This is a genomic window from Pectobacterium atrosepticum (genome assembly GCA_019056595.1).
Classification (GTDB): domain Bacteria; phylum Pseudomonadota; class Gammaproteobacteria; order Enterobacterales; family Enterobacteriaceae; genus Pectobacterium; species Pectobacterium atrosepticum.
The window spans coordinates 4,308,213-4,328,721 of the sequence record CP036163.1; the positions used below are offsets into that span (position 1 = coordinate 4,308,213).

The following is a 20,509-nucleotide window of genomic DNA, read 5'->3' on the forward strand; positions in this document are numbered from 1 at the left end:
TTTTGCGATATTCGCCGCACCAAATGGCAGCAATGTCAGAGATTGGCACCAATTTGGTGCGTCAGTTGCCCTGTGAGAGAGCTTTACGCTGACGTAATATCCAAAAAAATATAGAAACAACCCTTTACAGGGTAATAAGAGGCAAATACCGTGCCATAAATAAAAAAGGCATGCAAAAGCATGCCCTTAGGGAAGAGAGGTGAGGGCTGGTTATCGGCGACGTAAACCGAAGAAGACCGCAGCGATGCCGCCCAGCAGAGTAACAAGCCAGAGCGGCCAGGAACCGAAGCGTGCATAAGGCGTTATCCCTGTGGCAGGAACCACCTGAGTGTCCAACACGGCACGCGTAAACTGCGGCAGACTGGCGTTGACCTTGCCATCTGGCGTAATCACCGCTGTGACGCCGTTGTTGGTACTACGAACCAGAGGGCGACCTAATTCCAGCGCGCGCATGCGTGCCATCTGAAAGTGTTGCCATGGGCCGATTGAGCGGCCGAACCAAGCATCGTTCGAGATGGTCAGCAGCATATCGGTGTCTGGCCGAAAATTATCACGCACCTGTTGGCCTAAGATGATTTCATAACAAATGGCGGCGTTAAGTTTGAAGCCATGAACAGAAAGCTGTGGCTGAACATAGTCACCTCGGCTAAACGACGACATCGGCAGATCGAAAAACGGGGCCAGCGGGCGTAACAGCGTTTCTAACGGGACAAACTCGCCGAAAGGCACCAGATGGTTTTTGTTGTAACGGTTCGTCGTAGGGTAGTTGTACGGATCTTTGTCGCCGAGTACGATAATTGAGTTATAGAAATCGGTCTTATTACCATCACGCCGGATATCGACGATACCCGTAATCAGGCTGCTATCATGGCTACGCAGGGTATCGTCAATCTGCTTCAGATACGCGCCCTGACGGCTTTCAATATCAGGAATAGCGGTTTCCGGCCAGATAACAATAGGCGCCTTGTCCATATAGGGCAGACTGTTATCCAGATAGATTCTCAGTGTATTCAACAACTCATCTTGTTCCCACTTCATGGCCTGCGGGATATTGCCCTGTACCAGCGCGACATTGACGGCACGTTCAGGTTGCAGGGTATACCACTGCACGCTGCGCAGCGGCCATGATAAAACGAAAACACCGATAGCAATGGCCGCTGGTGCGATTTTTCGTTGATTGATGGCATAAACAAACAGTCCGCTGAGGCACATCAATAGGAAGGTAATGGTGTCGATACCCAGAATGGGCGCGATACCTTTTAACGGGCCATCAATTTGGCTGTAACCGAATTGCAGCCACGGAAATCCGGTGAGCACCCAGCCGCGCAGAAATTCGGTTAGCTGCCAGAGTACGGGAGCGGCAAGCGCCAGACGCCACAGCGTTGTTTTCGGCCACAGGCGTGAGATTAGGGCAGAAAACAGCAGAGGATAGAGTGACAGATAGGCGGCGAGCAGAATGACTATCGCAACATTGACAGGGCCCGGCATTCCGCCAAATTGCGCGATGCTGACGTAAACCCAGTTTACGCCGCTGCCGAATAGGCCTAAGCCCCAGCAAAATCCTATCCAGGCTGACTGGCGAGCGGTACGGTTTAGCGTCAGCGCTTGTAGGCCCATGAGCGAAATAATCGCCGCAGGCCAGAAATCAAAGGGAGAAAACGCCAGCGTGCCACAGGCACCAAATAAGAGCGCCAGCAGGGCTTTAACCTGCTGGCGTTGTAAAAAAGAAGCGACAGCCATTGCCAAATTATTCTTCCAATTTTGGTTGAGGGGCATTGTCAGGGATTCTGACATGAACCTGAATAATACGGCGGCTATCTGCCATCGCAACCTTAAACAGGTAACCTTCTATGTCGATGGTTTCGCCACGGGCAGGAAGATGCCCGAAAGACTGCATGACCAAGCCGCCGATGGTGTCGACCTCGTCATCGCTGAACCGTGTGCCGAAAGCTTCGTTAAAATCTTCGATATCGGTTAAAGCTCGAATGGTGTAAGTCTGGCGGTTAAGCTGACGAATATCTCTGTCTTCTTCATCGTCGTATTCATCTTCAATTTCGCCAACAATCAGCTCAAGGATATCTTCAATCGTGACCAGGCCGGATACGCCACCAAACTCATCGATGACAATCGCCATGTGATAGCGCAGCGAGCGGAACTCATTCAGCATCCGATCAACGCGTTTACTTTCCGGCACAACAACGGCGGAACGCAGAACTTTATCCATACTGAACGGCTCGGAATCGCTGCGCATAAACGGCAGCAAATCCTTGGCCATCAGGATGCCTTCAATGTGGTCTTTATCTTCGCTAATGACGGGGAAACGGGAGTGGGCGGATTCGATAATCACGTCCAGACACTCTTCCAGCGTTTGATCGCGCTTGAGCGTAATCATCTGCGAGCGAGGGATCATGATGTCGCGCACACGCTGGTCGGCGATATCCATAACGCCTTCGAGCATATCTCGTGTTTCAGGATCGATCAGTTCATTCTGTTCGGAATCACGAATTAGAGTAAGTAAACCGTTACGATCTTTTGGCTCGCCGTGAAAAAGCTGATTAAGAATAAGAGAAAAGAAGCCCTTTTTGGGACTGGGTGCATCGCTGTTTTGAGAATGGTCGTCGCTCATGCGTTTTAGTTAACATCACTCTTGTTAAAGGATTATTGCCAGCAACTGGAAGCGGCACAGTGGCTGATGTGGAACAGATAAGTACCCGACATCTTCCCGATCTCGGGGAGACCCGTCATACTTCAAGCTGCACGTGCGTTGGCTGCGTTCACTCACCCGAATCACTTACCTGAGTAAGCTCATCGGGATTCTTTCCCTTGCCGCCTTCTTGCAACTCGAATTATTTAGGGTCACATAAAATGTATTTCTATTTATTCGGTGAGGCCATCTTTTTCTGCAAGGTAAGGGTCGGCATAACCCATACTTTGCATAATTTCGGTTTCCAGCGCTTCCATTTCTTCGGCTTCGCTGTCTTCGATGTGGTCATACCCTAGCAGATGCAGGCTACCATGGACAACCATGTGCGCCCAGTGCTCTTCTACGGTTTTTTCCTGCTCTACGGCTTCGCGTTCCACAACCTGACGGCAGATGATTAAATCGCCAAGCAGAGGAAGCTCGACTTCAGGCGGTGCCTCAAAAGGAAACGACAGCACGTTAGTCGGTTTGTCCTTACCGCGATAGGTGTTATTCAGGTCGCGACTTTCGGCCTCATCCACGATACGGATGGTGACTTCAGAGACTTCCTGAAACTGCGGTAGAACGCCTTCCAGCCAGCGCTGAAAGTCTTTTTCTTCCGGCAATCCCTGTGCTTGCTCGCTGGCGATTTGTAAATCGAGAATCACCTGACTCATTTTTGCTCCTGATCTGATGCCGCCGCCTGTGCTTCCCGCTTACGCTGTTCTGCTAAGGCGTCTTTACGTTTCTGGTCGGCATTTTCCCATGCTTCATAGGCATTCACAATCCGCGCAACCACCGGATGGCGTACTACGTCTTCGCTGTGGAAAAAGTTAAAGCTGATCTCTTCCACATCGGCCAGTACTTCAATCGCGTGACGTAAGCCAGATTTCAGACTCTTCGGCAGGTCGATCTGTGTGACGTCACCGGTGATGACAGCTTTTGAGTTGAACCCGATGCGTGTCAGGAACATTTTCATCTGTTCGGTGGTGGTGTTCTGGCTTTCATCCAGAATGATAAAGGCATCGTTCAGCGTTCGGCCACGCATGTAAGCCAGTGGCGCAACTTCAATCACGTTACGTTCGATGAGCTTCTCGACACGCTCAAAGCCCAGCATTTCAAACAGGGCATCATAGAGTGGGCGCAGGTAGGGATCGACTTTCTGGCTAAGATCGCCAGGCAGGAAGCCCAGCTTCTCACCGGCTTCGACCGCTGGGCGTGTTAACAGAATACGGCGAATATCTTGACGCTCCAATGCATCCACGGCGGCTGCAACTGCTAAGTAGGTTTTCCCCGTTCCCGCAGGGCCAACGCCGAACGTGATGTCGTGATCGAGGATGTTGGCGACATACTTCGCCTGATTCGGCGTGCGCGGTTTGATCACGCCGCGTTTGGTGCGGATATTGACCACTTTTCCATAGTCAGGAACGTGTTCCGCAGACTGTTCCAGCACGCGAGATTCTTTAATCGCAAGATGAATTTGTTCAGGCTCGATATCACCGATGACGCCGCGCACTGGAGCCGTATCGACATACAGGCGTTGCAGGATATCGGCGGCAGCTTGCGTCAGCAGGTTTTTGCCGATCAGTTTAAATTGATTATCCCGGCGGTTGATCTCGATGCCTAAACGACGCTCTAACTGTTTAATATTGTCATCAAACGGGCCGCAAAGGCTGAGCAGGCGTTGGTTATCTGCGGGTTCAAGGGCAATTTCTTTTGTCGTTACGTTCAAATTATTCCTCTTGAGCGTTACTGTACTGGCACTATTTCTGCCCGTACAAAATGAACTGTTATCCGATGGCCTGATGTTTCCGCCATGTGAGTGAATTATTCATCGTGAATGCCCGATGCTGCAAGTCACAATAATGATATTGGGATGCTGCCTCGCAAAAGCAAATGTAAGCGCTTTGAAATTGAAACAGGTTGAAGGCTAAGAATAGCCTGCTATAACAAATGCACGATCAGCGACCCGAAGGGGGGCTGCAGTGGTAGTCAACCATAAAAAATGGGTGACAAAGCCACCCATCATTGCGCTTAGGCTAGAATGAACATCGATTACGGCTGGTAGAATCCAACGCCGATTTCATTCTCTTTGCGAGTACGAGCAATCACGGAAGACGGCGATTCGTGTACGCGCAGATCCATTTGATCTTCGGTCCGCACCACGATGCCACGCAGTGAGTTGGTATAAACGTCAACGATTTCAACATCGACGAATTTACCGATCATATCCGGCGTGCCTTCGAAGTTGACGACACGGTTATTTTCCGTGCGGCCTGATAGCTCCATCACGCTCTTACGTGAGGTGCCTTCCACCAGAATGCGCTGGACGGTGCCCAGCATGAGGCGGCTAAACCGCATTGCCTGCTTGGTGATGCGGTCTTGCAGAAGGTACAGACGTTGTTTTTTTTCTTCTTCGAGCACGTCATCGACCATATCCGCAGCCGGTGTTCCCGGACGGGCGGAATAGACAAAGCTGTAGCTCATATCGAAATTCACATCGGCAATCAACTTCATGGTCTGTTCAAAGTCAGCCTGCGTTTCGCCAGGGAAGCCGATGATAAAGTCAGAGCTAATCAGGATGCCTGGACGCGCGTTATGCAGCTTACGGATAATGGCTTTGTATTCTAGCGCGGTATGGCGGCGTTTCATCATCGTCAGTACGCGGTCAGAGCCGCTTTGCACTGGCAAATGCAGGAAGCTGACCAGCTCCGGCGTGTCTTCATAAACGCTGATAATATCGTCTGTGAATTCAATTGGATGGCTGGTGGTGAAGCGAACACGGTCGATCCCGTCAATAGCGGCGACCAGACGCAGCAGTTCAGCAAAAGAGCAGATTTCACCGTCATAGGTTTCGCCGCGATAGGCGTTAACGTTCTGCCCCAAAAGGTTAACTTCACGCACGCCTTGCGCGGCAAGTTGAGCGATTTCAAATAGCACATCATCGCATGGGCGGCTGACTTCTTCGCCGCGGGTATAAGGCACAACGCAGAATGTGCAATATTTATTGCAGCCTTCCATGATGGAAACGAATGCCGTCGGCCCATCGGCACGCGGTTCTGGCAGACGGTCAAATTTTTCGATTTCAGGGAAACTGATGTCAACGATGGGGCTACGCGTGCCCTGAACGTGATTAATCATTTCCGGTAGGCGGTGTAACGTTTGTGGGCCAAAAATAACGTCAACGTAGTGCGCACGTTCACGAATATGCGCGCCTTCCTGCGATGCAACGCAGCCACCAACGCCAATAATAAGATTCGGATTAAGATCTTTCAGCGCTTTCCAGCGACCAAGTTGATGGAAGACCTTTTCCTGCGCCTTTTCACGGATCGAGCAGGTATTGAGCAGCAAAACATCGGCTTCTTCAGCGATTTCCGTTAGCTCATAGCCGTGCGTACTTCCCAGTAAATCAGCCATCTTTGATGAATCGTACTCATTCATCTGACAGCCCCAGGTTTTAATATGCAGTTTTTTTGTCATCGACTTGCCATTACTCAGTGCGGAAGGAATAAGAAAGATTCCCCTCATTTGGGATGGGTATTGTAATCGTTCGCTGACGTTGTGACCAGTGCCGGAAGCCACGCTGGTTTTATAACCCCTTACTTTCTATAAAAATGCGGCTTTTCTGAAAAATCACCCGCAAATCCAGTACACTATTTTCATGTATTTTTACTGGTGTGAATAAACCAGAACCAGAGGGGATAAAGCCAATATGCATTACGATGCGATTGTGGTTGGCGGTGGAATGGTCGGTGCTGCCGCGGCGCTCGGGCTGGCGCAGCGAGGATTTCAGGTTGCGGTGATTGAGCAGGAAATGCCGACGCCGTTTGATGCCACCAGTCCGCCAGATTTACGGATCTCGGCGATTGGCTATGCGTCGGTTGCGCTACTGAAAGAACTGGATGCATGGCCGCGAGTACAGCAAATGCGCAGCGCGCCTTATCGCCGGCTGGAAACCTGGGAATGGGCGAACGCCAGAGTTGTTTTCGATGCTGCCGACATTCACCTGCCTGAACTGGGTTTTATGGTGGAAAACCGTGTGCTGCAACTGGCACTCTGGGAAAGTTTGCAGGAGGAGGAGCGTTGCCGATGTTATTGCCCTGCTACACCGCAGGGTCTGCAACGTACGGATGATGGCTGGTGTTTACAGCTTGCTGATGGGCAGAAGCTGACGGCTTCTCTGGTGATTGGTGCTGATGGCGCAAACTCTCAGGTTCGTCAGTGGGCAGGGATTGGTATTAGCGGCTGGCAGTATCGTCAGTCTTGTATGTTGATCGGCGTTGAAACGTCGCAACCCCAGCAGGATGTTACCTGGCAGCAGTTCACTCCGAGTGGCCCGCGTGCGTTTTTACCGCTATTTGACCAATGGGGATCGCTGGTGTGGTATGACAGCCCACAGCGTATTCGCCAGCTTCAGGCGATGCCGCTTGCACAGCTGGATAAAGAAATTGCGGCTGCGTTTCCTGAGCGGTTGGGCACGGTCAAAGTGATCTCTGCTGGGTCATTTCCGCTGGTCAGACGCCATGCGCAAACTTATATCAAGCCTGGCTTGGTACTGCTGGGTGATGCCGCGCATACCATCAATCCGCTGGCGGGGCAGGGGGTTAATCTGGGATATCGTGATGTTGAGGCGCTGCTGGATGTGTTGATTAACGCGCGCAATGCGGGAGAACAATGGGCTTCTGAACGTGTATTACGGCGCTATCAGTGCCGCCGTATGCCGGATAACCTGATGATGCAAAGCGGGATGGATTTATTCTATAGCGCATTCAGTAACGCGTTACCGCCGCTGAGTTTTGCGCGCAATATGGCATTAATGGTTGCACAGCGCGCTGGCGTGTTAAAACAGCGCGCATTGAAATACGCGATTGGCGTCTGACTGATTATGGGGATACCGCCCACTACAGTGCTGGCTCGGCGGTGAAGATAATATCGGTGTCCGCATTAGTTGTTGCCATAAAGCGAACATTTCCTATCTGCCGAACGCCTTTACCTGAGGTCTGGCTATCCTGAAGCAGGCCGAACATCATCTCGGTCACCTCAGGGCTTTCGAGGCTATTTTCACCTGATAACGTGCTCTCACCCAATAGCGCAGAAAACGCGGCAGTGACGATTTGCAGGTTCTGTCTTGTTGCTTCGGCGGATTCTGACGCGGCGTTGAGTATCACGATTCCATTAAGCTGTTGGCTTTTACTCTCTATCGACCCAATTAATCCAACGTGCTCGTTAAAAATGTGCTGGAAATCATCGACGGACGTTCCCTTTTCCACACTAATGGTTAGTTTGAGAGGGATATTGAGTTTCGTCAGATTGGCATTCATCCGGTCAGCGAACGTTTGCGCTGACATCTTGAAAGAAGCTGTGCCGACAGCATAAGTTGGTGTGAGAAAGCAAAACAGCAACGCAACGCTGAGTAGCAGTTTGCTTAATTGCACACGCATGGCAGATCGCCATGACTTGCTGATGCTATTCTGTCGTGGAGCCACAACGCAGCTGAAATCATGAGTAACAGAGTATGTTGATAAAACCTTCATGACTGCCCTTTTGGGAAAATCGAATAATTGATTTGGATATGTTAGCACCAGACTATGTTAATACCAGACATAAGAAAACGGGTGCAACAGTCCCGTAGCTATAACTGGGCTTCTGGTGTTACAGCTTTCCTTCTGCAATATCGAAGTTAACCGTTTCTTTAGTTTTCAGATCTAAAGTGCATGCGTAGGTCATCGTCATTTTTGCGTTAAAGCCATTTTTGAATTTAATTTTGTCGCCGATGAACGTTAGCTGATTGTTTTTACTGTCTAGCAGAAAGCGGGAAAAGATATTATCGAGTATATCATCAGCCCATTCGTAATCGTACTTTGAGGCCTTTTCTACAAGAGGTTTACAGGAAACTGTAGCGTCAACTACGTTGGCTTTGAAAAGGCATTGCCCATCGGTAGGGCTACAAGTTTTTGGTTCTGTGTTTTCGTCATCACTACTAACCCAATGGAATATTCCCCACCCGATAGCAACTAGAATAACTACGGCAACTAACGACATGCTCAATGTGACGCCTGGGTCTTTAATCCCACAGTGCGGACATATTTTTTCCGATGTGGATACTTCTTTTCTACACTCTTTGCATTTCGTTAATGCCATGCGGAAATTCCTTCTTCAAATAACAACTGAGAAAATTGAACATCACAAGAGACGCATTTTCTCTTTCTGTCGCCACTTTGTCGCCACGCATAAGAAAACGGGGCGACGTCTTTCGACTGTCGCCCCGTTTCTTTGCTGTTTTACCAGCATATTTGGCTGGGGTACGAGGATTCGAACCTCGGATGCCGGAATCAGAATCCGGTGCCTTACCGCTTGGCGATACCCCAAAAATTTGGTGGCTACGACGGGAATCGAACCTGTGACCCCAGCATTATGAGTGCTGTGCTCTAACCAGCTGAGCTACGTAGCCAAATGTACTGCTATTATTACTTCACTTCAACAAAATCTTCTACTATCAAGTAGATGGCTGGGGTACCTGGATTCGAACCAGGGAATGCTGGTATCAAAAACCAGTGCCTTACCGCTTGGCGATACCCCATCAGGACAACGAATTTTTCAGCATACATTTTGAAATGGCTGGGGTACCTGGATTCGAACCAGGGAATGCCGGTATCAAAAACCGGTGCCTTACCGCTTGGCGATACCCCAATCACTACAAAATACCAACAGGCTTCGAAAAACGATGCCAAACCGAGAAGATGATATGGTGCGGGAGGCGAGACTTGAACTCGCACACCTTGCGGCGCCAGAACCTAAATCTGGTGCGTCTACCAATTTCGCCACTCCCGCAAAAAGATGGTGGCTACGACGGGAATCGAACCTGTGACCCCAGCATTATGAGTGCTGTGCTCTAACCAGCTGAGCTACGTAGCCATCTTTTTTGCGTCACCTTCATCGGCGTTGCGGGGCGCATTATGCGTAGTTGGTCTAATTGCGTCAACTAGTTTTTTCCCGAAAAGGGCCCACAATGTATCGTTTGTTTGGGTTGTGAACAGTATGGTGAGAAAAACGCCAAAAAGCACGCATTCGCAGTCAATTAAGCATACAAAACGGGCCATAAAGGCCCGTTGATTGATGAAATTAAATCGAATTATTTGTAGGCTGATTGGTGTACACCAACCGCGCGTCCTGATGGGTCATCCAGTGTTTTGAAGGATTCATCCCACTCAATCGCTTTAGCAGACGAACAGGCGACTGACGGGCCTCCAGGGACACATTCTGCTGCACTCGAAACCGGGAACAGCTCTTCGAAGATTTCACGGTACAGGTAGGCTTCTTTGGAGCCTGGCGTATTGTATGGGAAGCGAAAGCGTGCAGTTTCCAATTGTTGATCGGTAACCTGGTTGGCAGCCACTTCTTTCAGCGTGTCGATCCAGCTGTAGCCCACGCCATCAGAGAACTGTTCTTTCTGACGCCATGCAACGCTGTGCGGCAGATAGGATTCAAAGCACTCGCGCAGGATGTGTTTTTCCATCTTGCCGTTGCCGCACATTTTGTCGCGCGGGTTGATGCGCATGGCAACATCGAGGAAGTTTTTGTCCAGGAAAGGTACACGAGCTTCCACGCCCCAGGCCGACATCGCTTTGTTAGCACGGGCGCAGTCATACTGGTGCAGTGCTAGCAGTTTACGCACGGTTTCTTCATGCAGCTCTTTGGCGTTTGGCGCTTTGTGGAAATAGAGGTAGCCGCCGAACACTTCGTCAGAACCTTCACCTGACAGCACCATCTTGATGCCCATCGCTTTGATTTTACGTGACATCAAGTACATCGGCGTTGAGGCACGAATCGTGGTGACGTCATAGGTTTCGATGTGATAAATCACGTCGCGAATCGCATCCAGCCCTTCCTGCACGGTGAAATGGATTTCGTGGTGCACGGTACCTAAGTGTTTAGCGACTTCCTGCGCGGCTTTCAAATCTGGCGCACCTTCCAAACCAACAGCGAAAGAGTGCAACTGAGGCCACCATGCTTCACTGCGCGCGTCATCTTCTACGCGACGTGCGGCATATTTTTTGGTGATTGCGGAGATAACGGAAGAATCCAGACCGCCAGAAAGCAACACGCCGTAAGGCACGTCAGACATCAGGTGGCTTTTCACCGCTTCTTCGAGCGCATCGTGCAGCGCTACTTTATCCGTTTCGTTGTCTTTTACCGCATCGTAATCAAACCAGTCACGCTGGTAATATTCACGGATTTCACCGTCTTTGCTCCACAGGTAGCTGCCTGCTGGGAATTCTTTGATGGTACGACAAACTGGCACCAGCGCTTTCATTTCAGAAGCGACGTAGAGGTTACCGTGCTCATCGTAGCCCATATACAGCGGGATAATCCCGAGGTGGTCACGGCCAATCAGGTAGGCGTCTTTTTCGCTGTCATACAGCGCAAAGGCGAACATGCCTCGCAGTTCGTCCAGGAATTCAGGGCCTTTTTCCTGATACAGGGCAAGGATGACTTCGCAGTCGGAGCCTGTCTGAAACGCGTAACGGTCACCGTATTGCTGACGCAATGCCTGATGGTTATAAATTTCACCGTTAACGGCCAGAATGTGGGTGCGCTCGGCGTTGTAAAGCGGCTGTGCCCCCGTGTTGACGTCAACGATAGACAGACGCTCGTGAGCCAGAATCGCTTTGTCGCTGGCATAAACGCCGGACCAGTCTGGTCCGCGGTGACGCATTAAACGGGATAATTCCAGTGCTTTCTTACGCAGTTCAACAGGATCGCTTTTCAGATCAAGCACACCAAAAATAGAACACATACATGACTCCCAATAATTACGGATTCGAACTTAGTACCATTGATTTAGCATCAAAGTGCCATAGGAATTCAATATTATTTAATGAAAAAAGCGATTGGTGTGGTGTTTCGTTAATTTATTGGGTTTTTTGGTGTTGATTCGTCAAATTCATGCAAGGGAAAGGCCGGGTTTTTAGTGATTACATAATCCGGCCAGAAAAGGAATCAGGCGTTTTCGAGCAATTGTTGTAGTAGAACACCGTTTAGCATCGCACGTTTGACCAATGCGAAAGCGCTGATGGCGGAAAGATGGTTAAGGCTGGATATCTCAATCGGCAGGTTATGACGAAATTCTTTTAGTACCTGCGTGTTGATGCAGCGTTGAATCGCAGGAAGCAGCGTTTTTTCTGCTTCGGTAATTTCACCAGCAATCACGACTTTCTGTGGATTGAACAGATTGATCGCGATGGAAAGCGCTTTACCGAGATTGAGCCCAACCTGTTCAATGACCTCACGGGCGAGGTCATCGCCCCGGTTAGCCGCTTTGCAAATTGCTGAAATAGAACTGTTATTCGCAGAAAGTTTGCTGGGATAGCCCTGACGTAGCAGATGTTGTACGCGTTGTTCAATTGCTCCGTTGGCGACGATGGTTTCCAGACAACCGAAGTTACCGCAGTGGCAGCGATCGCCGAGTGGATCGATCTGAATATGACCGATCTCGCCGACGTTGCCGTTACTGCCGAGAAATATTTGTCCGTTGACGAGAATTCCTGCGCCTGTACCTCGATGCACACGTACCAGAATAGAATCCAGAGAGTCGTGGGTGGCCCCAAAATAGTGCTCCGCCAGTGCCAGACTGCGGATGTCGTGACCGACAAAGCTGGTGACGTTGAAGTGGCGTTGCAGATTTTCGACCAGTTTCCAGTTATTCACGCTGATATGTGGCATATAACGGACGATGCCTGCAACGGGATCGACGAGTCCTGGTAGCACCACAGAGATTGCAATAAGCTCGCGGATACGGCGCTGGTGGCTGGCAATAAAATCGCTGATAGACTGAAAGAGTGTGGCCTCCAGCGACGCCTGTGTTTTTTCTTGCAGCTCGTAGTGCATTTCTTCCAGCGCTTTTCCCTGTAAATCGTACAGCGCAATGGTGGCGTCATAACGACCGAGACGTACGGCGATGGTATGGAAAGGGCGGTTTTCGGTGATAATTGAAATGGCGCGTCTACCGCCAGTTGAAGCCTGCTGATCGACTTCTTTGATGAGCCCGCGCTCCAAAAGCTGGCGGGTTATTTTGGTGACGCTGGCGGGAGCAAGCTGGCTTTGCTCTGCTATCTGAATCCGTGAGATCGGGCCTTGCTGATCAATCAGGCGGTAAACCACCGCACTGTTTAATTGCTTAACCAGATCGACATTCCCTATCTGCGCCTGTCCGCCTGTGGTCATTAAAAGGTTACTCGCTTCTTTAGGTATAACGCGTTGTTTCGTCAACATGGGGTAAACCTTATCTCGGTTTCCCCCAACGTATTTCCGCTTTACCCCAAGACGCTTTTCGCTTTATCCCCAAACAGGATTACCGTTAACAAACGTCTTGAGAATGTGATAATCACGGTCAAATGCGGTCAGATTAGCCACTTTACCGCTTTCAATGCTGCCTAACTGCTTATCGACGCCGATGGCACGAGCCGGATAGAGCGTTGCCATCCGAATAGCTTCATCCAGTGCGATTCCAGCGTGTTCGACGCTATTACGCACGGCGTCGATCATTGTCAGTGCAGAGCCGCTTAGGGTGCCGTGTTCATCGACACAAATGCCATCACGGTAGTATATGGTTTTACCAGCAAAAATGAACTGGTCAATATCTGCGCCCGCTGGTGCTGTGGCGTCGGTCACCAGCACCAGTTTATCGCCCTTAATGCGCTTGCTGTTGCGAATATTGGCCCAGTCTACGTGACGTCCATCCGCGATAATGCCGCAATAGACTTCCGGGGCATCGTAAATTGCGCCGACTAGCCCGGGTTCACGGCCAGTCAGATATGGCATTGCGTTGAACAGGTGAGTGGCGAAGCGAATGCCAGCGGAAAAACCCTGCTTAGCCTGTTCCCAGGTCGCGTTAGAGTGTCCGGCGGAGACGATAATGCCCGCCGCCGTTAACTGGCGGATAACTGCCGGTTCGACTTCTTCCGGTGCCAGCGTGATTTTCGTAATGGCATCTGCGTTGACACACAGAAAATCGACGAGCGCTTGCGTTGGCTTGCGGATAAAGGCAGGGTCATGTGTGCCTTTTTTTATCACGTTTAGCCACGGGCCTTCGAGATGTAGTCCAAGCGCCTGATGCTTATTCTGCGCCAGCCAGTCTCTCATTACGTTGATGCTGTGTTTCATAAACTCATCGCTGGAGGTAATCAGCGTGGGTAAAAAACTGGTACAGCCTGAACGCTGGTTCGCCTGCTGCATGATCTCCAGCGTTTTGACGGAGATCGTGTCCAGCGAGTCGTTAAATTGCACACCGCCGCAGCCGTTCAGTTGGAGATCGATAAATCCTGGAGCGAGAAACGCACCGCTCAGGTCGTGTTGTTCAATGCCGGCAGGGAGCTCAGCAACCGAGCAGATTCGCTCGATCAGCCCATTGGCAATCACGACGGCGTGATTATCCAGAATCTGATGGCCGGTGAAAATCCGGCTATGGGTTAACGCGTACATCATCGACTCCCGCGATCGGTTAGAGGTTCTTCATACTTTCCGTTTCTAACTCACGGAAGTATTTAACGGTTTTTACCTTCAACTCCATCGTTGACGGTTCGTCGCAAACCATGATGGCTTTGGCATGAAGTTGCAGACAGCTGATGGTCCACATGTGGTTGACGTTGCCTTCTACCGCAGCCTGTAGCGCCTGTGCCTTGTTACGACCGGTCACCAGAATCATCACTTCTTCGGCATCCAGCAACGTACCGACGCCCACTGTCAGGGCAAATTTAGGCACCAGACTGACGTCCCCGCCGAAGAAACGGGAATTCGCGATACGGGTTTCTTCCGTCAACGTTTTGATGCGGGTGCGGGAAGCCAAAGAGGAGGCGGGCTCATTGAAGGCGATGTGTCCGTCATTGCCCACGCCGCCCATGAAAAGATGAATTTTCCCGTAGGACTTTATTTTCTCTTCATAACGGCGACATTCTGCTGTGGTGTCTGCTGCGTTGCCGTTCAGCAGGTTAATGTTTTCACGCAGGATATCAATGTGATTGAAGAAATTCTGATGCATGAAGGTATGATAGCTTTCCGGATGATCGGTTGGCAGACCGACATATTCATCCATATTGAAGGTCACTACGTGTTTGAAGCTCACCAGACCCGCTTTATGCATGGTGACCAGCGATTTATACGCTTCCAGCGGTGAAGTTCCTGTCGGTAACCCAAGAATGAAGGGGCGCTCAGCGCTGGGCTTGAAAGCGTTAATTTTCTCAACAATGTGGCGGGCGGCCCATTTTCCGACGTCGGCGGCGGTAGTTAAGGGAATGAGTCTCATCAGCGCTCTCCTGATTTTTTAGTGGAATTAAATACGTTATTGCGTAAATCGCGCCAGTCGCGCGTTTTGTCTGTGCATTAAAATTAGTCTACTCCGTTTTTTTTAATCTTGAAATAAGTTGGGGTTTTATTCAGGTATAAAGTTTTTGTATGCAGTTTTTTGGTGATTTTTATCACATAATTACGGGGTTTAATTTGTGTAGCGAATTATTTTTCTTACACTCCCCTAAGAACCACCACTGGGCCTGTTTTTTCGACAATGAAGCTTTTTGGTAGTGAAGTTTTTCGGCAGTAAAATTTATTGGCAGGTTTGTTTGCCCTACAACATTTCATTTACCTCGCAAAGGTAAGAGAGGGAAAAGTGAGTATTCTGAGCTATTTACAAAAAATCGGCCGGGCATTGATGGTGCCTGTCGCGACGCTGCCTGCTGCCGCTATCCTGATGGGGATAGGTTATTGGATTGATCCGGTTGGTTGGGGAAGTGAGAACGCGTTGGCGGCACTATTCCTCAAATCGGGTGGGGCGATCATTGAGAATATGGCGGTGCTGTTTGCGGTGGGCGTCGCTTACGGTATGTCGAAAGATAAGGATGGTGCGGCCGCATTGACCGGCTTTGTCGGTTATCTGGTGCTCACTACGCTGTGTTCACCGGCTGTTGTCGCCATGATCCAACGGATCCCTGTTGAACTGGTGCCGACTGCGTTTGGCAAGATTGAAAACCAGTTCATCGGTATTCTGGTCGGTGTGATGTCCGCTGAACTGTATAACCGTTTCAGTCAGGTTGAATTGCCTAGAGCGCTATCTTTCTTCAGCGGACGCCGGTTGGTGCCGATTCTGGTTTCTTTCTTGATGATTCTGGTGGCGTTTATTTTAATGTCCATCTGGCCAGCAATTTACAATGTACTGGTGTCGTTCGGTGAATACATTCAACAGTTAGGATCGGTTGGCGCTGGGCTCTATGCGTTCTTTAACCGCTTGCTGATCCCCGTAGGGTTACACCATACGCTTAATTCCGTGTTCTGGTTTGATGTCGCGGGTATTAACGATATTCCTAACTTCCTGGCCGGCCAACAGTCTATCGATTCTGGCAAAGCTGTGGTGGGGATTACCGGACGTTATCAGGCGGGCTTCTTCCCTATAATGATGTTCGGCCTGCCGGGAGCTGCACTGGCGATTTACCACTGCGCGCGCCCTGAGAACAAAAGTAAAGTTGCCGGGATTATGCTGGCGGCGGCGTTTGCTTCATTCTTCACTGGGATCACTGAACCGCTGGAATTCTCATTCATGTTCGTGGCGCCAGTGCTGTACTTCCTGCATGCGTTACTGACGGGTTTTTCCGTCTTTATCGCTGCCAGTATGCATTGGATTGCTGGGTTTGGCTTCAGTGCCGGTCTGGTGGATATGGTGCTGTCCTCGCGTAACCCGCTAGCCACTCAATGGTACATGCTGATAGCGCAGGGGTTGGTGTTCTTCGTCATTTATTATGTGGTGTTCCGCTTCACGATTACTCGCTTCAATCTGTTAACACCGGGACGTGAACTGGCAGTGAGCGGTAGCGAAGCCGATGGATATGACGTGAGTACCGCATCTGCGGGTGATAAATCAAGCGATACGGCGACGTTGGCGCGTGGCTATTTGCAGGCGCTTGGCGGCAAAGCCAACCTGATCGGCATCGATGCCTGTATCACGCGTTTGCGTTTGAATGTAGCTGACTCTTCTCTGGTTGATGATGCTCAGGCGAAACGTCTTGGTGCGGCAGGTGTTATTCGTCTGAATAAGCAGAGCGTACAGATTGTCGTGGGCACGCAAGCTGAATCGATAGCAATTGCGCTGAAAGCGGAACATGACAAAGCGTAATGTGACGGCGTTATTTGTTTAACGCGGTGTTATGTCGATGAAAGTGATGGGCGAGATAGCAATCTCGCCCTTTTTTTTCGTTATGAATAATTAAATGAAACTAACGGTTGTTTCCCAGCGTAGCTTGTTGGATCATTGTTGGTTATACGTCGTTTTAGCATTGAGGAATGAAGAATGAGTGAGGCTGAAGCCCGCCCAACCAACTTTATCCGTCAGATTATCGATGAAGATCTGGCGTCCGGTAAGCATGACCATATTCAGACGCGTTTCCCGCCAGAGCCGAACGGCTACCTGCATATTGGGCATGCAAAGTCTATTTGCCTGAATTTTGGGATCGCGCGTGACTACCAGGGGCAATGCAACCTGCGTTTTGACGACACCAATCCGGTAAAAGAAGATATTGAATACGTTGAGTCGATCAAACGTGACGTCGAGTGGCTGGGTTTTTCATGGAGCGGCGACGTTCGCTATTCTTCTGATTATTTCGATCAACTGCACGCTTATGCGGTTGAACTGATTGGTAAAGGATTGGCTTACGTTGATGAACTGACGCCTGAACAAATTCGTGAATACCGTGGCACGCTGACGGCGCCGGGTAAAAATAGTCCTTATCGCGATCGTACCGTACAGGAAAATCTGGCGCTGTTTGAAAAAATGCGCAACGGCGGGTTTGCTGAAGGTACTGCTTGTTTGCGTGCAAAAATCGATATGGCATCATCCTTTATCGTGATGCGCGATCCGGTGTTGTATCGCATTAAATTTGCCGATCACCACCAGACGGGTAATAAGTGGTGCATCTACCCGATGTATGACTTTACTCACTGTATTTCCGATGCGCTGGAAGGGATCACGCATTCTCTGTGTACGCTGGAATTCCAGGATAACCGCCGCCTGTACGACTGGGTGCTGGATAATATCTCCATTCCTTGCCACCCACGTCAGTACGAGTTTTCTCGGCTTAATCTCGAATACGCAATTATGTCCAAGCGTAAGCTGAATCAGCTGGTTGTGGAAAATGTCGTTGAAGGATGGGACGATCCGCGTATGCCGACCATCTCTGGCCTGCGCCGCCGTGGTTATAGTGCGTCTTCTATCCGTGAATTTTGTGTGCGTATCGGCGTAACGAAGCAGGATAACAACGTGGAAATGGCAGCGCTTGAATCCTGTATCCGCGACGATCTGAATGAAAACGCTCCGCGTGCGATGGCGGTACTGGATCCGGTCAAAGTGGTGATCGAGAATCTGCCAGCCGGGCACGAAGAGTTTGTTGCGATGCCAAATCACCCGAACAAGCCAGAAATGGGCTCGCGTCAGGTGGCATTCAGCCGTGAAGTTTACATCGATCGTGCTGACTTCCGTGAAGAAGCTAACAAGCAGTACAAGCGTTTGGTTTTGGGTAAAGAAGTTCGCCTGCGTAATGCCTATGTGATCAAAGCCGATCGCATTGAAAAAGACGAGCAGGGCACCATCACCACGATTTACTGTAGCTATGATGCGGAAACGCTGAGCAAAGATCCGGCTGATGGTCGTAAAGTGAAAGGCGTCATCCACTGGGTTTCTGCGGCGCACGCGGTGCCAGCGGAATTCCGTTTGTACGATCGTTTGTTCAGTGTGGCAAACCCTGCGGCGGCGGATGACTTCCTGTCAACGATTAACCCAGACTCACTGAAAATTACGCAAGGTTTTGTAGAAGCGAGTTTGGTGCAGGCTGAAGTAGAGAAAGCGTATCAGTTTGAGCGTGAAGGTTACTTCTGTGCCGATCGCGTTTACTCCAGTGCGGAACACCTGGTGTTTAACCGTACGGTTGGACTACGCGATACTTGGGTAGGCTAAGGTCACTGGTAAGAAGACAAAAATAAAACCGCCTCGGCGGTTTTATTTTTTTGTGCGGTCGATTTATCGTGTGGAGTCGTGCAGAGTTTCGTCCTCTCTGCAATCCCCTTCACTGCAATGCCCATAGAGATACAGACTGTGGTTGGACAGTTTAATGCCGTGTCTTTCTGCGATCTCGCGCTGACGTGCTTCGATAGATTCATCGCGGAATTCAATGACTTTGCCACAGTCGAGGCAAATTAAGTGATCGTGATGATGCTGCTGCGTCAATTCAAAGACGGATTTGCCACCTTCGAAGTTATGACGGGTTACGATACCCGCATCATCAAACTGGTTGAGTACGCGATAGACAGTAGCAAGACCAATCTCTTCGCCCATATCAATCAGTCTCTTATATAAATCTTCCGCACTGACGTGATGGCTGACAGGATCCTGTAACACTTCCAGTATTTTCAGTCTTGGAAGAGTGACTTTCAGGCCGGCCTTCTTTAATGCGGTATTGTTGTCAGTCATGCGGGTTTAGTCCTGTTGCTTACTTATCAATGGAGGCTGCCTAGCCTATGACATCGGTCGGCTTAAAAAATCTAATCACATCTCAATTATAGAACTGCGCATACAAAATGAAAACAAGGGAATGTTAACAATATTGTCCCCACTCACACTACTGATATACAACGCAATCTATTGTTGATGAATGAGGAAATGGTGATGCACGTATAAAACCGATGGGATTATTGTACAGGTTTACTGATAGAAGTTAAAAAAATGTATCAATTATTATGAAAGGTTTTACCTATCAATGCTGTTTTGGCTCTGATAGGGGATATCAGAGCCAAAATGGCTTAGCCAACCAGCTCTTTCAGATTCAGTTCATCGCTGATCTGCTTCACCCACGTCGTTACACGTTCGTTGGTGAGTTCAGGCTGACGGTCTTCATCGATAGCTAAACCAATGAAGTGATTGTCGTCGGCGAGCCCTTTAGAGGCTTCAAAGTAATAGCCTTCAGTTGGCCAGTGGCCGACAATCGTCGCGCCGCGAGGCTCAATAATGTCACGAATGGTGCCCATGGCATCACAGAAGTATTCCGCATAGTCTTCCTGATCGCCGCAACCAAACAGAGCAACCAATTTTCCTGTGAAATCAACTTCTTCCAGTGACGGGAAAAAGTCATCCCAATCACATTGAGCTTCACCGTAATACCAGGTTGGAATACCCAACAGCAGAATATCGAAACCTTCGAGGTCTTCTTTGCTGCTTTTAGCGATGTCATGAACATCCGCAACGCCGGTGCCTAACTGCTGTTGGATCGTTTTGGCAATGTTTTCAGTGTTGCCTGTATCGCTGCCAAAGAATATTCCGATGAGTGCCATGAATTGAATAACCTCTTGATTCCTAATGGTATGGTGTAATATTTCACCCACTTATCTGTTAATAATAACAGACACTCACATCTGGAGAAACTCGTATCGGTAAGGATGCGTAAATCAAGGGCGGGTGAAAGGAGGAGGTAAAGAAGGGAAACGAAAGCATCTCTGCTGACGCTAAAATCCCCATAATTAATAGGGTTTATGTTATTGTCTGAGGTTAAACGCCTATTTCCTTAGTGTTATCGCGGTTATTTATTTATAACAATGTTTCATTTTTTATGAATCTGCTTTTTATTTTCATGACTTGTCCCGGTTGTAATTAAAAGCAGACTTCTCTTTGTGAAAATAAAAGTCACGCAACGGTACCTTACTATTCAGGAGAATTAAAATGTATATAAAGATAATGTTTTTATCGAATTGAAGACCTGTAACATTTTTCGGGAATATTCCTAATGAAGATGAGTGAGAATT

General features: G+C 49.5%; 17 protein-coding genes and 6 tRNA genes. 4 read left to right on the forward strand and 19 right to left on the reverse strand.

Annotated features, from left to right (window positions below; genetic code table 11):
• Positions 1-210 precede the first annotated feature (210 nt).
• The 5 genes from lnt to miaB form a co-directional block, all read right to left on the reverse strand.
• Entirely contained in the window at positions 211-1,740 is a 1,530-nt protein-coding gene (lnt, locus tag DCX48_20210) for an apolipoprotein N-acyltransferase (protein QXE16635.1), read from the reverse strand.
• A 7-nt stretch (positions 1,741-1,747) separates the two neighbouring features.
• The gene (gene corC, locus DCX48_20215; GenBank protein QXE16636.1) at positions 1,748-2,626 is read right to left on the reverse strand and encodes a magnesium/cobalt transporter CorC; all 879 of its coding nucleotides are present in this window, start codon (positions 2,624-2,626) and stop codon (positions 1,748-1,750) included.
• A gap of 251 nt (positions 2,627-2,877) precedes the next feature.
• Complete coding sequence (gene ybeY, locus DCX48_20220; GenBank protein QXE16637.1) at positions 2,878-3,357, reverse strand: rRNA maturation RNase YbeY; 480 nt, start codon at positions 3,355-3,357, stop codon at positions 2,878-2,880.
• A complete protein-coding gene (locus DCX48_20225; protein QXE16638.1) occupies positions 3,354-4,412 on the reverse strand; it encodes a PhoH family protein in 1,059 nt (352 codons plus the stop codon). Before DCX48_20225 ends, ybeY begins: the two co-directional genes overlap by 4 nt.
• Before the next feature lie 323 nt (positions 4,413-4,735).
• A complete protein-coding gene (gene miaB, locus DCX48_20230) occupies positions 4,736-6,160 on the reverse strand; it encodes a tRNA (N6-isopentenyl adenosine(37)-C2)-methylthiotransferase MiaB (GenBank protein QXE16639.1) in 1,425 nt (474 codons plus the stop codon).
• A 232-nt stretch (positions 6,161-6,392) separates the two neighbouring features.
• Between miaB and DCX48_20235 the strand changes: the two genes are divergently transcribed.
• Complete coding sequence (locus DCX48_20235; GenBank protein QXE16640.1) at positions 6,393-7,559, forward strand: 2-octaprenyl-3-methyl-6-methoxy-1,4-benzoquinol hydroxylase; 1,167 nt, start codon at positions 6,393-6,395, stop codon at positions 7,557-7,559.
• A 22-nt stretch (positions 7,560-7,581) separates the two neighbouring features.
• Here the strand turns inward: DCX48_20235 and DCX48_20240 are convergent, their stop codons facing one another.
• The 8 genes from DCX48_20240 to DCX48_20275 form a co-directional block, all read right to left on the reverse strand.
• Positions 7,582-8,214, reverse strand: coding sequence for a hypothetical protein (locus tag DCX48_20240; protein QXE16641.1), 633 nt, complete (start codon positions 8,212-8,214; stop codon positions 7,582-7,584).
• Positions 8,215-8,332: 118 nt separating this feature from the next.
• A complete protein-coding gene (locus DCX48_20245) occupies positions 8,333-8,821 on the reverse strand; it encodes a zinc ribbon domain-containing protein (protein QXE16642.1) in 489 nt (162 codons plus the stop codon).
• 153 nt (positions 8,822-8,974) lie between these two features.
• Positions 8,975-9,048: transfer RNA gene (locus tag DCX48_20250), tRNA-Gln, on the reverse strand.
• 6 nt (positions 9,049-9,054) lie between these two features.
• Positions 9,055-9,131: transfer RNA gene (locus DCX48_20255), tRNA-Met, on the reverse strand.
• 54 nt (positions 9,132-9,185) lie between these two features.
• Positions 9,186-9,260, reverse strand: a tRNA-Gln gene (locus DCX48_20260).
• Positions 9,261-9,295: 35 nt separating this feature from the next.
• A tRNA-Gln gene (locus tag DCX48_20265) sits at positions 9,296-9,370 on the reverse strand.
• 56 nt (positions 9,371-9,426) lie between these two features.
• A tRNA-Leu gene (locus DCX48_20270) sits at positions 9,427-9,511 on the reverse strand.
• A gap of 7 nt (positions 9,512-9,518) precedes the next feature.
• Positions 9,519-9,595 (reverse strand) — tRNA-Met (locus DCX48_20275).
• Between DCX48_20275 and DCX48_20280 the strand changes: the two genes are divergently transcribed.
• The gene (locus DCX48_20280; protein ID QXE16643.1) at positions 9,563-9,793 is read left to right on the forward strand and encodes a hypothetical protein; all 231 of its coding nucleotides are present in this window, start codon (positions 9,563-9,565) and stop codon (positions 9,791-9,793) included. The genes DCX48_20275 and DCX48_20280 overlap by 33 nt on opposite strands.
• Positions 9,794-9,812: 19 nt before the next feature.
• Here the strand turns inward: DCX48_20280 and DCX48_20285 are convergent, their stop codons facing one another.
• The 4 genes from DCX48_20285 to DCX48_20300 form a co-directional block, all read right to left on the reverse strand.
• Positions 9,813-11,477 (reverse strand): asparagine synthase B, encoded by a 1,665-nt coding sequence (locus DCX48_20285; GenBank protein ID QXE16644.1) that lies wholly within the window; start codon positions 11,475-11,477, stop codon positions 9,813-9,815.
• 203 nt (positions 11,478-11,680) lie between these two features.
• Positions 11,681-12,904, reverse strand: a complete 1,224-nt coding sequence (locus DCX48_20290; protein ID QXE17328.1) for an ROK family protein — start codon at positions 12,902-12,904, stop codon at positions 11,681-11,683.
• A 111-nt stretch (positions 12,905-13,015) separates the two neighbouring features.
• Complete coding sequence (locus DCX48_20295; protein ID QXE17329.1) at positions 13,016-14,161, reverse strand: N-acetylglucosamine-6-phosphate deacetylase; 1,146 nt, start codon at positions 14,159-14,161, stop codon at positions 13,016-13,018.
• 19 nt (positions 14,162-14,180) lie between these two features.
• Positions 14,181-14,981, reverse strand: coding sequence for a glucosamine-6-phosphate deaminase (locus tag DCX48_20300; protein ID QXE16645.1), 801 nt, complete (start codon positions 14,979-14,981; stop codon positions 14,181-14,183).
• 360 nt (positions 14,982-15,341) lie between these two features.
• Between DCX48_20300 and DCX48_20305 the strand changes: the two genes are divergently transcribed.
• On the forward strand, positions 15,342-16,838 hold the full coding sequence (locus DCX48_20305) for a PTS glucose transporter subunit IIBC (GenBank protein ID QXE16646.1): 1,497 nt from the start codon (positions 15,342-15,344) through the stop codon (positions 16,836-16,838).
• 174 nt (positions 16,839-17,012) lie between these two features.
• Entirely contained in the window at positions 17,013-18,671 is a 1,659-nt protein-coding gene (gene glnS / locus DCX48_20310) for a glutamine--tRNA ligase (GenBank protein ID QXE16647.1), read from the forward strand.
• 63 nt (positions 18,672-18,734) lie between these two features.
• Here the strand turns inward: glnS and fur are convergent, their stop codons facing one another.
• The gene (fur, locus tag DCX48_20315) at positions 18,735-19,184 is read right to left on the reverse strand and encodes a ferric iron uptake transcriptional regulator (GenBank protein QXE16648.1); all 450 of its coding nucleotides are present in this window, start codon (positions 19,182-19,184) and stop codon (positions 18,735-18,737) included.
• Between the two features lie 329 nt (positions 19,185-19,513).
• Positions 19,514-20,041, reverse strand: coding sequence for a flavodoxin FldA (fldA, locus tag DCX48_20320; protein QXE16649.1), 528 nt, complete (start codon positions 20,039-20,041; stop codon positions 19,514-19,516).
• Positions 20,042-20,509: the final 468 nt, after the last annotated feature.